The following is a 14,402-nucleotide window of genomic DNA, read 5'->3' as shown; positions in this document are numbered from 1 at the left end:
AGGAATGTTGTTTAACTATGTTTTATATTTTTACATCCACACAAACTCAAACGCAACTGAAACCATTTCAATCAATGGTAGTTTTAAATTGGCTTCAAAAAGATCGCCTTTGTAATAAACAATAGTAACCAATAATATTATTAACTTACGTAATTATTTCAAGGAGCCATGAAATTTAAATTTATTACACTACCTGGCGTTCTAACGACCGGCCCGATTCATTAGCCGAGGTTATCTAATAAATTATTTAACCACCCTTTTATTATCTCTTGATAATATTCCACAAACAATAACATTGAGGTTAAATTATGAAACATAAAATTCTTTTTTATCTGATGCCGGTTATGTTAATACCGGGTGCTGTAAATGCAGCGGAAATCTATAACAAAGACGGAAATAAATTAGATATTTACGGTAAAATTGCCGGCTTACACTACGTCTCTAAAGATAAAAATGCTGATGGCGATCAATCATACGTTCGTAGTGGCTTTAAGGGCGAAACGCAGATCAATAATCAAATCACGGGTTACGGCCAGTGGGAATACAACATTCAGGCAAACAACACCGAGAGTGCCAGCAATCAATCATGGACTCGTCTGGCTTTCGCCGGCCTGAACTTTGGTGACGCCGGATCGTTTGACTATGGACGGAATATTGGCGTGGTCTACGATATAACCTCCTGGACTGACGTCCTTCCCGAGTTCGGCAGTGACGGTAGTAACGGAACCTATGATTCCGATAATTTCATGCAATCCCGTGCGAATGGACTAGCTACATACCGGAATAGTGATTTCTTTGGGCTGATCGATGGTCTTAATTTTGCTCTGCAATATCAGGGAAAAAATGGTAGCACTAGCGGCGAAGATGCTACCAATAATGGTCGGGGAGTACTCAGTCAGAACGGTAACGGATTCGGTACTTCCGTCACCTATGATATCGGAGATGGTTTTAGCGCAGGTGTCGCCTACTCTCATTCCAGACGTACTGATGCTCAGAACAAGCTAGCTGTTGGACGCGGCGATGACGCTGAAACTTATACGGGCGGGCTGAAGTACAATGCGAACAGAGTCTATCTTGCTACACAGTTCACGCAAACCTATAATGCCACTCAGCTGAGGGGGAATGGCGGACAGGATTCCATTAGCGGTTTTGCTAACAAAGCGCAGAACCTGGAAATGGTTGCTCAGTATCAGTTTGACTCGGGCCTGCAACCCTCCATCGCGTACTTACAATCTAAAGGGAAAGATATTGAAGGTTTCGGGGATCAGGATTTATTGAAGTATATAGATGTTGGTACGACATATAACATCAATAAAAATATCTCGACTTATGTTGACTATAAAATAAACCTTCTTAAGGACAACGACTTTACACAACGCGCCGGAATATCAACAGATAACATTGTTGCCGTCGGATTAGCATACCAGTTTTGACACTCTTATCACCCAGTTCAACCTCTTATAGGTTATTATAGGGGTTCGAAAAAGGATAAAAAATGAGAACGCAGAAAAAATGTCTTGCATATGTCTCTATTGTGGTTGATGACTACGATGAGGCTATCGAGTATTACACAGAAAAACTTGGGTTCATGCTTATAGAGGATACACCTCAACCGGGCAAGCGCTGGGTTGTCATTTCACCAAACCCAGAAAGCGATTGTCATTTGTTATTATCAAAAGCATCTAACGAAACGCAGCAGGCCTTTATTGGCAATCAGTGTGGTGGGCGTGTTTTTCTGTTTCTACAAACCGATGATTTTTGGCGGGATTACAACTCAATGAAGGCTGCTGGCGTACATTTCAGTGAAGAGCCGAGAGAAGAAGAATATGGTACCGTAGTGGTCTTTGAAGATCTATACGGTACTCGTTGGGACTTACTGCAAAAAACCTGACAGTAGTCATTCCCAGGCATGGATATTCTCCATGCCTGATCCAAACTTCTACCAGTCGTAGCCAAGGCTGACCGACTCTTCTTCTTTCTCACCGGTGTAGGGGTTGAACTTCGTGGTACCGCTAATACTTATTTTCCCACTTTTCGTCGTATAGGTTTCTTCCTGATAACCCCCGCCGAACATCGATTTCTTTTGCGTGAACTCAGGATAGTTGGCCTTTTCATCATGCCACTTAAGCTGCTTCTCTTTGTATTCAGCAGCAGATGAAGATACTGTACTCGCAGGCTCCGGGCCGCTATAACCATAACGACCGGCAGGAAGTTCGGCCATTGCGTTAACTGCAATAGCAACCAAAATAAAGGGGATGAAAATAGTGAGTGTATATTTTGTAGTATTATGCATATCCGCTTGCCTACCAGAAGACGATAGAATAATCACACAGGATTAATATTGTTATTTACCAACCGAAGCGAGCGACGCTATCAGTACTATTGTCTGTGCGTCCTCTTTCCTGAAGTCGTTGTATACATTGCTGTCTTAAGTATTCTTTTTTCTGCTCTTTACTCATATGACAGATTTTGTTGAGACCATAGGAGGATGCCAAACTATTATATGGATAAACACCATTGCGCTTTCTCATGGTTTCGGAGCAACAGGTCCGGACATCATCAGAATTGCAAGCTGTCAACACAAACAGCGGAATAACCAAAAATCCATTTCTTAAAACTATCAACACCGAAAATCCTTGTCTATTAAGCAATTTATTACGTAAAACCCGTTCTTTCCATTCTCGTTTTTACGATAGTAACACCGCAGAGAGATGATAACAATAATCATTACCATTTTATCACCTCTGCAGATGAGAGGTCTGAACAGTTTACCCTGTTAAAAGGTCATTATTATGTTGAGTCTGACAGCCACTGCTATTCACTATCGCTTTTGATTAAAACCTGGCTTCGTCGCGGCTATTTTCACTACCTCTTCTTCACCCAAGCCCCTTTACCCTTCGATGTCTCCGTTTGTGATCGCCATTCTGATAGCTTCTGCAGTCGCCGCAAGACCTAATCGCTGCCGGGCTGATCGAAGATGGTTTTCGACCGTACGGCGGGAAATTCTCAGCATCGCTGCGATGTCAGCCTGTCTCCGACCGGTTGCAGTCCATGCAAGTACCTCATGCTCATGTCTCGAAAGCGTTCCGCCATTGTGCCCACGAACAAGTCCCATCATTCTGCGCAAACGATAGAAAACCGTAACAGCAACCAGTGGGATCCCTGGTTGCTCCTCTGAGGAGCTGTCGACCTTCTCACCGCCAAAGCTTACCGCCCCCTCCAGCCCCGTGCAGGCCAATCACCGGGGTTTGTAAACCGTGGACGCCACTTTCCTGTGGTTTACGCACAACTCGATACAACTCGCCTGTTTGTTCTGAAAACTTGCTCCAGTAAAATGCTCATCAGTTTCTAATACATGTTGGGTCATCGGGCAACGGCGCATATATGTCTGTTCATCGACGGTTCCACCGTTGTTAAACCAGTCCCCTTCGACCCAGAAAATTCTGTCAATCATGACCACGTGATATGCAGAAGCAGAATAAAAAACATCGCGGCTCTAGCCTAATCATCTCGCAAATTGGCATACGGCAACCTGTATCTCCAGCAGGCTGTTGCTATTTTCGATAGTGATTGCCGTACGAACTGCATTATTTTCCAGCATGTCGTAGTTCTTTACTGACTTCGCTTAATAAAGCTTTCGCGGCAAGTTGACCTAACGCGTTACCGGCCAGCGGGCTATCGCCGGTCAGCATTTTCCTATCCTGACATGTAGCACCGCTGATATCCGTGTTAACTATCTCAAAACCTATCCTTTTTAGCTGCTCGCCAAATTTCCAGGTCAGGTGGCCTGGCATATACCCAATCTCAGGTGTCTGCGCATCCAGTGTATCCGGGAAAGCGCAAATCTTATACCCAGCAAACAGATCGCTACGTTCAACTGAGAGAAATGCAGCTGGGCCATGACAAAGCGAAATGATGAATTTATCGTGGGCGATGGCCCACTCGAGAAGATTTTTCACTTCGATACTAGCAGGAAGTCCGATAAGTGCGCCATGGCCACCGGGAATAAATATGCCAAGATAATCCGAATTGTCCCCCAGTTCAGTGCTGAGGACATCTGCGAGTTTCAGCGGTGATTTAAAGTGCTGATGGTATTTAGAAAACAGCCCCGTAACTTCAATATCCTCAGTTGGCATGGCCCAATACTCGAACTTTACCGGGTTACCGGATAGAGTGGCAATATCGAAACTAAAGCCTGCTTTATCGAGATGATACATGGGCAACAGCGTTTCTACCGGATGGTTTCCCGTGGAGAAGAAACTCCCGTTATCCATTTGCAAATAGCGCTCGTCGGTACATAACATCAGGATCTTCCAACGTCCCCCTGTGTAAGGTGAAGGATAATTGGCGTCGCTAAGATTTGATCGAGCTGATGTAAACTGGCTTAGTGAGTACGGTGAAGGGAAAAAAGCATCATATTCAGCCGGGTCCGCTGTCGGATGTTTGTCATTGGAGGTAGTTGCAGTCATGATATTCTCCTGAGATTAATGATATAGCCTTGTCACTATAGAATGATCAGATTACATGTAAATAAGGGATTTCCCTCAGGTATACGGCGAAATGCTATTTAAGGCAACCATTAACTCATTGTTTAACATTACACTTAGTATTGTTACCTATGGAAATAGATATCAATACTGCTTGTCGTGCTTAGCTCATCCATGAGCCGTATCCGCTCTCCCTAAATTATGCGCATGCGGCGATCCGCTCATTGAGCGTGGTGCTTATCTTCTCAACCAGCGATGAAATACTTTCCTTGGTTCTCTGATTGCGTTTGATATCAATGTCAAAAGTATCTGTGATTGTACTGGGAACTCCCCCCAGTAGACATACCCGGTCCGAAAGCATCACGGCTTCTTCAACGCTGTGTGTCACCAGCAGCATCGAGCGTGTATTAATGACCCGCTCTTCCCATAATTCAATCAGATCCTGGCGAAGCTTATTGCCAGTGAAAATATCCAACGCAGAGAATGGTTCATCCATGAGTAAAAGATCCGGCTCAACTGCCAGTGCACGAGCAAACCCGACGCGCTGGCGCATCCCTCCTGAAAGCTCACGCGGGTAGGCTTTTTCATAGCCAGTCAGGCCAATCAAATCCAGCATATCCATTGTTCTTTTATCCACTTCATCAGACGAAAGCCCCTGCGCCTGAAGGCCAAATGCCACACTGTCAAAAACATTTAACCAAGGGAATAACGCAAATGACTGAAAGACCATGCTGGTATTTTTGCCGGGACCGTTGACAGGCAAATCGCAGCACACAATCGTGCCCAAATCAGGTTCGACCAGACCGGCAGCCATTCTCAACAACGTCGATTTACCTGAGCCGGAACGCCCGAGTAATGCAACAATCTCATTCTCTTTGACCTCAAGATTGATATGCTCCAACACCGTGATTTTTTGCTTCCGGTCTTTTTTATAAAATTTGGAGACATTCTTAACTTCCAATACCAAGTTTGAATTTTTCATATTATGTCCTGATAGCGAACTTTTAATTGTTAATCGAATTTGAAACGATTTTCTGCATAGCGATACAGGGGTTGCCAGACGAAAATAATGCACAGCAGCACCATCAAGCACATCGCCAGACATCCTAATGCTTCCTGCGGATTTTGCCCGGCATCGCTGGCGATAGAGATAAAGGCGCCCAGACCATACGTTTGTAGGGTAATTTTTCCCCAGTTTAATACCTCAGCAGCAATCGCAGTATTCCATGCCCCCCCGGCTGCCGAAATAACGCCTGTGACGATATAAGGGAAGACGGCCGGAAGCGTGAATTTAGTCCACCACAGCCATCCGCGAAGATGAAAAATTTTACTCGCCTCAACCATCTGGCTGGGGATCATTGATGTGCCAGCGATGACGTTAAACAGAACATACCATTGTGTACCGAGCATGATCATTGGGATGGTCCAGCTCCCCAAATTCTGGTGCCACGCCACAATCATAAAAGCAATCAACGGATAAAAGACGTTGGCAGGAACCGCAGCGAAAACCTGAATAATTGGCTGGAAAAAACGAACCAGACCGGGCCGTAGACCAATCCAGACACCAAGCGGCGTAAAGATAATGACGCTAAGTACCATGGCGGCAATGACCCGCCCCGCAGTTAACCCCATCCAGCCCGGAAGTGAAGTCAGATACTCCTTAGGAATAAACAACCACAGCTGATGACCGTAGTAAATGCAGCCAACTACGATTGCCAGATACCACAAGCTTGACCACAGCCAGTTCATTTGGCCCAGAATAGCAAACACGCGATGAAGCCGTAATCCATACCAGATTTTTGGTAATACAAACAACCAGATCCGGGAGAACTGTTTACAAACGTGCTCCAGCCCATGTCCAATCATTGAATGACTCAGACAGTGATAGAACCATGAACTGGGTACTTTTCTGTCACTCACATCCTCATATTTAAACTGATGAGCGTAGCGGACTAACGGGCGAAAGAGTAATTGGTCAAAGATGACGATATTAACGATAAGCGCCAATACCCCGCGAATAACACCAGGAACACTACCATCCTGAAGCGCAATACCGATATAAGAACCAACGCCAGGTAAATTTGTACTCCCATTACCTACTGTCAGCATCTCGGAAGCTATCAATGCAAACCAAGCCGCAGACTGCGATACCATCGTATTCCACAGTAATCCGGGAAATGAGTAGATAAACCCCAGCCGCCAGAATTTCTGCCATGGGTTATAGCGGAATGCATCCGCCGCTTCTACCAGTTCGTTAGGCACCACTCTTAGCGTCTGGTACAGCGTCAACATCATATTCCAGGCTTGCGCGGTAAACACGGCAAATATCGCTAAACCCTCAAGCCCCATAACACTATGTGGGTAAAGTCCCAGGAAAAAGGCGGTAGTGAAAGTCAGGAATCCTACTAACGGTACAGACTCCATAAAGTTGACAAAGGGCAAAATAACTCTTCTCATCGGTGCATATTTTGCTGCCAGAACCGCGAAGACAATTGAAAATAGCATTGAGTAAAAAAGCCCGATAACCAGGCGCATAGTGGTGCGCAGCGTATAATAAGGAAGAACATGATAATCCAGTCTAATCACAGGTAAATCACGCCCATTGAATACGCTATGCATCCCCTGCCAACCGTAGATAAATGAAGCAATACTTGCCATAAAAATGAAACAGACGACTACATCATTAAGCCATGAAGTTGTCTTACTTCTGTGTTCTGTCAATGAATACATAATAAGAGTCTCCGCTCATCAATTCACGCACAGAAAATACCATTCACTGGGCGCAAATGAATAATTTAAGATGGAATTTAAAACTCCAAACAGCCACAGAGGTACCCCGTTTTATCCGATCCTCTGTGGCGTATTATGAATTAAGGCAGCAGCGTATTTATATAATCTATAACAGCACGCTGTCTTTTTTTTGCTAATTTATGCAAGATACGACTAACGAGACTTTTCCTGCCCGGGAAGGTTTTATGAATGAAGAAAGGTGATGAATTCCGCGGTGGTTGGCAGACATTCGCCAACGCTGAAAAAGGAATAGTGCTATCAACATCAATTAAAAACATATAACGTTTGGTTGTGAGCAACATGCTACACCTCATCTAAGTGCATAAAATGAAAGGTCATTCTCGACAGTTTTAAGGCAACTGTAATGACTACCTCCATTGCATCCACCTAATTTCAATGCAGATAGTCAGCCTGTAGCTAGCCCTCTCGATGGAGGCTCATCAGAAATGTTGAGTGTCATATCATGTCTCCTCATGAAGATACTGGATTAATTAAGCGGTATCTGGATATTATTGATAAGCACACCGCACTACCTCAATGCTAATGTTATAGCGCAATCTCATGTTCCAGGTAAGATTGCTTCCCATCGGGACCGGCAAGCAGCGCCAGCAATTTTTCGCTAGTTTGCCTTGTTATTGATTGTAGAGTAACTGCTCAATGTCCGACTCCTGTTTTAAAGATGTCCTATTATAACTATGCATCCTCATTCGTAAATAAAAGAATCACTTCTGGTTATGAACTGTTTAGCTATGACAAAATAATAATCCATGTATCCAAATAATACGACATGTTCATTTTGATATATATATTTCCATTGTCACTGAATAATGGTTGTCGGCTAAATTTAATTACAGGGATAAACGTAATGACACATGATTTCATCGAATATCGAGGAGATAGAAAAGTTAGGTAAAGTTGAAAATAATCGCACAATATCTTACATGATCAGGCTTTATTGCCCGCGGAAACTATCATACTTTTATCCATCAAGGTATTTTAAAGAGGAAATTAACATGACGGATAAAATAAAGATTTCACGCCGGAACTTCTTGTTAGGATCTGGAGCCATTACGGCCGCAACCTTAGTCACCGCACCAGAAACATTAGCAAAGAATTTAGCGCCCTCCCCCGTAGCTGATAATCTCACCCACCAACAAGAGGAGGTATTATCCAAAAATTATCGTTATCATTTTAGTGGAAAGCTGCCTGATCAAATCCCCGAAGGCTACAATATTCTACTTATCACATCAGATCAGGAGCGTTATTTTGATCCATATCCGTTCCCCGTACCTGGACGTGAGCGCTTAATGGCATCAGGCACCACATTCACTAACCATCATATTTGCAGTAGTGTTTGTACGCCATCGCGCTCGGTGTTATATACCGGTTTACATATGCCAGAAACCAAAATGTTCGATAATCCTGGTTTCCCGTGGATGCCGGATAGCCTTGACCCTGAATTAGGCACCATTGGTAATATCATGAGTGACATGGGCTATTATCCTGCCTATAAAGGGAAATGGCACCTAAGTACTTTAATGGAAGATCCAGTAACCAAAAACACTGATGGAAGTACTGATCTCGGCATGATACCCAGGATCAAACTACATGAAATTATGGAAGGATATGGTTTTCACGACTATACCGGAATTGGTGACATTATTGGGCATAGCCATGGCGGTTATTTATACGATGAACTCACTGCTGCAGAAGCGATAAACTGGTTGAGAGATAAAGGTAGTGAAATGCAATCTAATAATAAGCCGTGGTTTCTGGCAGTCAACCTGGTTAACCCTCACGACACGATGTACATAGATACAGACAGTGACACCGATAAAAACCAATGGCACGGCGCTCTGATTCTCAACAGTAACTCTTCAACACCAAATAAAGCACCACAAAATACGATTTATCTGGACTCATGGCCCGAGGTTCCGCTCGCCCCCTCCAGACACCAGGCGTTCAGTGAGCATGGCAGACCACCAGCGCATCTTGAGTATCAACTATGTAATGGTTTAATGGTTGGAAATATTGCCGATCAGGATCGGCGCTGGCGAATTCTCCAGGATTACTATTTTAACTGCATTCGGGATAACGATACTCATTTGGTCAGGATCCTCGATGAACTAGATGCGTTAAATTTAACGAAAAATACTATCATTGTTTATACCGCCGATCATGGTGAGTTATGTGGCGCTCACCAGATGAACGGCAAAGGTACTTGTACCTATAAAGAGCAAGTTCATGTGCCAATGATAATCAGTCACCCTGCATTTCCTGGTGGCAGAAAATGTTCATCGCTCACTTCCCATGTAGATATCGCTCCCACCCTGGTTGGCTTGACGGGCAAAGCAAACAAAGCCAAAAGCCTTACACTGAAAAACCGTAAAGGATATGACTTTAGTACACTTTTATTTAATCCAGAATCATCTCCCATTGATGCTATAAGAAAAGGCATTTTATATTGCTACGACATGCTGTTATTTTCTGATGCGACCTATATTGGCAATATGTTTAAAATCATTAGAAATGAAACGTTAAGTAAAGAAGAAAAGCAACAACGTTTTTCTGTACTGTCCCCTGACCTCAGAAAAAGAGGTGGCGTCCGGATGATCTTCGATGGACGATATAAGTTTACACGCTATTTTTCATTACAGCAGCACCATACGCCTCAGACCCCGGATGCACTTTTTAGCCTTAATGATATTGAGTTATATGACTTGAAGACGGATCCCCATGAAATGAACAATCTGGCAAATAATCACCAAAACGTATCCCTAATTTTGAGCATGAACGAAAAATTGAATGCATTGTTCTCAAACGAAATCACAGGAAAAGACGACGGAAGCTGGATCCCTCCCCTTCATGGTATCCGCTGGGATCTCGATCCTGAAAGAGTTCGTCGTTTAATAAGAGATTAATTTTAATTGAGATGAAAACATCATGTATCGTCAATGTCATGTTATGGCTAAACCCGGTGGTGCGAAATGCAACATCGATTGTAAATATTGCTTCTATCATGAAAAGCAGTCGTTATATCCACAGCGTAAGCAGCACTGGAAAATGTCAGAAGAGACTCTGGAGGAGTATGTTAAGCAGCACATCGCGGCACAACACTCCCATCCGGTGACGTTCTCCTGGCAAGGCGGTGAGCCCTTGCTCTTAGGGCTTCCCTTTTTTAAGCGGGTTGTCGAACTCTGTCAGCGCTATGGTCAAGGGGTGAAGATAACGCACACGTTGCAGACCAACGGGATACTGCTTAACGAAGAGTGGGCAACCTTTCTCGCACAGCACCGTTTTATGGTTGGGCTCTCTGTTGATGGGCCCGAAACTCTCCACGATCGTTACCGCATCAGTCATTCGGGGAAAGGTAGCCATCGATTTGTGATGAAAGCATTATCGCTGCTGCATCGCTTCCAGGTCGATTTCAATACGCTGACGGTAGTGGGACACCATAATGTCGCCCACGCCGGTGAGGTCTATGAGTTTCTTAGGCATAGTGGTTCACGCTACATGCAATTCATTCCGCTGGTTGAACGAGTGAGTACAGAAGCAAACCCACGACTCAAATTGGTAACACCCGACGAACGGAAAGCGCGTCTGGCCCCATGGTCAGTACCTTCGAAGCAGTACGGCGAGTTTCTGAGTCAGGTATTTGACATCTGGATCCGCCGGGATATTGGCCAGATTGCGGTGCAAATGTTTGATGTCGCCATTGCGGCCTGGACTCGACAACCAGCCGTACTATGCGTTCATGCGGAGACCTGTGGACATGCTTTTGCATTAGAGGCGAATGGCGATCTGTACAATTGCGATCACTATGTCTATCCGCAACATCTTCTTGGTAATATCCATCATGATAGTATTGATGCAATCAATAACAGTGAAGCCGCCATGGCGTTTGGTCTGGCCAAAAAGTTAACCCTCACCGATGACTGCAAAGTCTGTCAGTTTCGCTTTGCCTGTCAGGGGGGCTGTCCAAAACATCGCTTTAGCCGGTCGTCATCAGGCACGGCAGGACATAATTATCTGTGCGCGGGTTATCAGCATTTTTTCAAGCATATTCAGCCCGTTATGAACCTGTGGGCTGCGTTGCTGGCTCGAGGCTGTCCCCCTGCGGCTCTGATACAGTATTTGCGCAAGCAGCATCGATTCTCACTTCGTCGAGCGCGGTAAAGAATTGCTGCAATAGTCGAGAGCGAGTTTCCTTGCGGTGGAACATCACCATTGGAATGGTGAGCGTTTCTATCAACGGTATATAGGCTATCCCGGGCATTGAAATCAAACGGGCTGAAGCCGGTGCCACGGTCATTCCGTAACCAGAGGCAATGAGCAGTAGCGCCGAGTCGTACTGCTCTACCTCAATGACTCGCTGAGGTTTCACATCGAGTGAAACCAGTCGTGCCAGTAACTCATCGGCAAGGCTCGGTCTTTTTTGGTTGGTATAAATGATGAATCGTCCCCCGTTAAACGTGGCCAGTGAAACAGCGCAACCGCGTTTGGCCAGGGGATGTGTTTGTGGTAATACGGCGATAAGCTGTTCCTGATACAGCGTGATTTGTTCTATATCATCAGCAACCACATTGATTCTGCCTATACCAATATCAATATGCCCAGCACGTAGCGCTTCCACCTGCTGTATACTGTTCATCTCTACTACCTGAACTTCTACTTCAGGACACAACTGTATGAAACGTCTGACAACTGACGCTAAATGGGCGTGAAAATTGGCTGAGACAAAACCAATTTTGATTACGTTGACTTCCGGATGAAACATGCGCTGCGCGTAGCCTTGCATCTGTTCTGTGCGCTGCAAAATCTCTTTTGCTTGCTGATAAATAAGCGCCCCCGCTACGGTTGTCTTTAATGGCCGGGAACGCCTGTCGATGAGTTCCCCACCCATTTCATTCTCCAGCTCCTGGATCCGCTGGCTTAATGGTGGTTGCGATATACAAAGATGAGCGGCGGCTCTGGAAAATGAGCCTAATTCCACCACGGTGACAAAATACTTTAAACGCCTTAGATCCATCGAGCCCTCCTGGTTGTAAGAAAATGATACAACTCTATATCAAGCTGATATTCTGAAGACCATAATGATATTTCAATAGCGGACTTTTTTAAAACATACTTTGAAGCTCGTTTAATATCAGTATAAATATACGGAAGAGTATTTCAATATGAAAAATAAAATTGCATTAGAGGAACATTTCGCTACTGAGGATACTTTAGAAGACTCCTATGACTCTATCTATCCAGAGAAATGGCATGAAATTAAATATCATATTCAGGCGGTCGGCGAGCAACGTCTACGTCAAATGGATAACGCGGGTATTGAGTTGGCAATAGTGTCATTAAATGCACCTGCTATTCAGCGCATCCACGATCCTGTTCGTGCTATAGAGGTCGCGCATAGAGCCAATGATGCGCTGGCGGAACAGATCGAAAAACATCGCGATCGCTTTCGTGGATTCGCCGCTTTGCCAATGCAAGACCCGGATGCTGCTACGGAAGAAATGACCCGATGTTTTGTGGATTTGGGGTTCGTAGGTGCACTGGTCAACGGTTTTTCTCAACATGAAAGTGAGGATACCGCTCTTTATCTCGACGATGGTCGTTATGATGCGTTCTGGGAGGTGTTTGCCGCCTTCCAGCGCCCTTTTTATCTCCACCCACGTAATCCGCTCCCGTCCCGAGCGCAGGTCTACCAGGGGCATCCCTGGCTACTGGGGTCTGCATGGGCGTTTGGCGTTGAAACAGCCACTCATGCGTTGCGCCTGATGGGTTCAGGATTGTTTGACCGTCATCCCGATCTCCAGCTCGTTCTGGGTCACCTTGGCGAAGGTTTACCTGCCCTTATCTGGCGAATTGATCATCGGGTTGAGAATGAGCCACGAGGGTATCCGTGCAGCCATTCTTTCCAGCACTACTTTAGCCATAATTTTCACGTAACCACCTCTGGAAATTTCCGCAGCTCCGCTCTGCAAGTTGCTCTTCAGGAACTTGGCATTGAACGCATAATGTTCTCTACGGATTTTCCCTTTGAAGAGATGCAATGGGCATCAGACTGGTTTGATACGCTACCGCTCAGTGAAAATGATAAATTGAAAATATCTCGTCACAATGCGCTGAATTTATTTAATCTTCCTCACTAATTAAAAGCCTATGAGGTCTGCGTCAGACCTCATTTTAAGTGCGTCTGTTAACAATTTATTGAATTAATATGTCATACCATGAGATTCACGCGACTTAGGTTTAAAGGATGAACGATGTCAATGATTCGACTGACCGGAGTATTTTTACTTCCCGGGTTATTATTGGGCTGTGGCGATCTGGATCAAATTGACATTCATCCGGAACTGAGGACGACGTTGATTGAACGCCCGCGCCTGGAGGTCGAACAGTGTTTGGGTAAGGCTGCGAAAGTGCATCAGTTGCATTTAGTCCACAGCGGGATTCTTCCCGACAATACCGATAAATTGTTGCTCCAGGGAATTCAGCAAAAGAATATTGCTGAAGTTGAGATCAGTGCGAGGGGAAACGATGTAACAGCAGTTGATTTTTATTACCTGCCACACAGCGTAAACCGTTTTGATGACATTGAAGCAATACTTGCGGCATGCAAAAGGTAACGGCAATCGAATTAATTATGAAACTACTCATCCACTCTATCCTGCTCTCCGCACTTTGTCTCTACGCCACTCAGGTCATGGCCTTTCAGAGCACATCGCCAGAGCTGCCTTTTTCTACTGAACAGCCAGTACGTTCGGAGCAACAGATCCAGCAATATGTCTACTCAGAACAACATGAGCCGTTACAGACAACACCGCTGGGAAACTGTCACGCCAGCCCAGTTCCGGGTTGTAACTATCCCTCTGAAGCAGAGAAGGAATAAAGCGATCATCGTCCGGACGGCTAACCGGCGGTGCTCTTACTGTAACGTCTTCATAGTAATCGGGTGAGTCGTCGGCGGCATATCGTATTTTCCATGTGTGATACCTGTGCCGTTACGCTCAGCCAGCAGAGGGCGGAAATTGATGGCCGTTTTGCTAGTTTCTGCCTCAACCAACGTCTTCCCTTGTATCTCACTGTTGGTCGTGTTTTGCGTATCTCAGCGGGCTGGCCTGG

General features: G+C 45.0%; 13 protein-coding genes. 7 read left to right on the top strand and 6 right to left on the bottom strand.

The window, feature by feature from the left end:
* Positions 1-308: 308 nt before the first annotated feature.
* Complete coding sequence (gene ompC, locus DTA24_RS12365; RefSeq protein ID WP_123836846.1) at positions 309-1,433, top strand: porin OmpC; 1,125 nt, start codon at positions 309-311, stop codon at positions 1,431-1,433.
* Between the two features lie 62 nt (positions 1,434-1,495).
* Positions 1,496-1,891, top strand: a complete 396-nt coding sequence (locus tag DTA24_RS12360; protein ID WP_023322805.1) for a VOC family protein — start codon at positions 1,496-1,498, stop codon at positions 1,889-1,891.
* Between the two features lie 48 nt (positions 1,892-1,939).
* Here DTA24_RS12360 and DTA24_RS12355 read toward each other — a convergent pair whose 3' ends face one another.
* The 5 genes from DTA24_RS12355 to DTA24_RS12335 all read right to left on the bottom strand — a co-directional run bounded on the left by DTA24_RS12355 (position 1,940) and on the right by DTA24_RS12335 (position 7,217).
* Entirely contained in the window at positions 1,940-2,293 is a 354-nt protein-coding gene (locus tag DTA24_RS12355; protein ID WP_023322806.1) for a hypothetical protein, read from the bottom strand.
* A 597-nt stretch (positions 2,294-2,890) separates the two neighbouring features.
* Positions 2,891-3,115 carry a LuxR C-terminal-related transcriptional regulator gene (locus DTA24_RS28830; protein WP_223168512.1) on the bottom strand — a complete coding sequence of 75 codons (225 nt, stop codon included), beginning with the start codon at positions 3,113-3,115 and terminating at the stop codon, positions 2,891-2,893.
* Positions 3,116-3,587: 472 nt separating this feature from the next.
* On the bottom strand, positions 3,588-4,469 hold the full coding sequence (hchA, locus tag DTA24_RS12345; RefSeq protein WP_047666644.1) for a glyoxalase III HchA: 882 nt from the start codon (positions 4,467-4,469) through the stop codon (positions 3,588-3,590).
* Between the two features lie 217 nt (positions 4,470-4,686).
* Entirely contained in the window at positions 4,687-5,469 is a 783-nt protein-coding gene (locus tag DTA24_RS12340; RefSeq protein ID WP_123836845.1) for an ABC transporter ATP-binding protein, read from the bottom strand.
* A 29-nt stretch (positions 5,470-5,498) separates the two neighbouring features.
* A complete protein-coding gene (locus DTA24_RS12335; protein ID WP_032735847.1) occupies positions 5,499-7,217 on the bottom strand; it encodes an ABC transporter permease in 1,719 nt (572 codons plus the stop codon).
* Positions 7,218-8,284: 1,067 nt separating this feature from the next.
* Here DTA24_RS12335 and DTA24_RS12330 point away from each other — a divergent pair.
* Together DTA24_RS12330 and DTA24_RS12325 are read left to right on the top strand one after the other, a co-directional pair.
* Positions 8,285-10,198: a sulfatase-like hydrolase/transferase gene (locus tag DTA24_RS12330; protein WP_086070306.1), complete on the top strand. Its 1,914-nt coding sequence runs from the start codon at positions 8,285-8,287 to the stop codon at positions 10,196-10,198.
* 22 nt (positions 10,199-10,220) lie between these two features.
* Positions 10,221-11,453 (top strand): anaerobic sulfatase maturase, encoded by a 1,233-nt coding sequence (locus DTA24_RS12325; RefSeq protein WP_023322811.1) that lies wholly within the window; start codon positions 10,221-10,223, stop codon positions 11,451-11,453.
* Here the strand turns inward: DTA24_RS12325 and DTA24_RS12320 are convergent.
* The gene (locus DTA24_RS12320; RefSeq protein ID WP_052524828.1) at positions 11,350-12,306 is read right to left on the bottom strand and encodes a LysR family transcriptional regulator; all 957 of its coding nucleotides are present in this window, start codon (positions 12,304-12,306) and stop codon (positions 11,350-11,352) included. The genes DTA24_RS12325 and DTA24_RS12320 overlap by 104 nt on opposite strands.
* A 148-nt stretch (positions 12,307-12,454) precedes the next feature.
* Here DTA24_RS12320 and DTA24_RS12315 point away from each other — a divergent pair, with 148 nt between their 5' ends.
* The 3 genes from DTA24_RS12315 to DTA24_RS12305 all read left to right on the top strand — a co-directional run bounded on the left by DTA24_RS12315 (position 12,455) and on the right by DTA24_RS12305 (position 14,169).
* Positions 12,455-13,429, top strand: a complete 975-nt coding sequence (locus DTA24_RS12315) for an amidohydrolase family protein (RefSeq protein WP_023322813.1) — start codon at positions 12,455-12,457, stop codon at positions 13,427-13,429.
* A gap of 114 nt (positions 13,430-13,543) precedes the next feature.
* The gene (locus DTA24_RS12310; protein ID WP_032735853.1) at positions 13,544-13,906 is read left to right on the top strand and encodes a hypothetical protein; all 363 of its coding nucleotides are present in this window, start codon (positions 13,544-13,546) and stop codon (positions 13,904-13,906) included.
* Positions 13,907-13,923: 17 nt separating this feature from the next.
* Positions 13,924-14,169, top strand: coding sequence for a hypothetical protein (locus DTA24_RS12305; RefSeq protein WP_123836844.1), 246 nt, complete (start codon positions 13,924-13,926; stop codon positions 14,167-14,169).
* Positions 14,170-14,402: the final 233 nt, after the last annotated feature.

It is taken from the genome of Klebsiella sp. P1CD1, from assembly GCF_003790505.1.
Taxonomy (GTDB): Bacteria; Pseudomonadota; Gammaproteobacteria; order Enterobacterales; family Enterobacteriaceae; genus Klebsiella; species Klebsiella variicola.
This window is presented reverse-complemented; position numbering and strand designations above follow the sequence as displayed.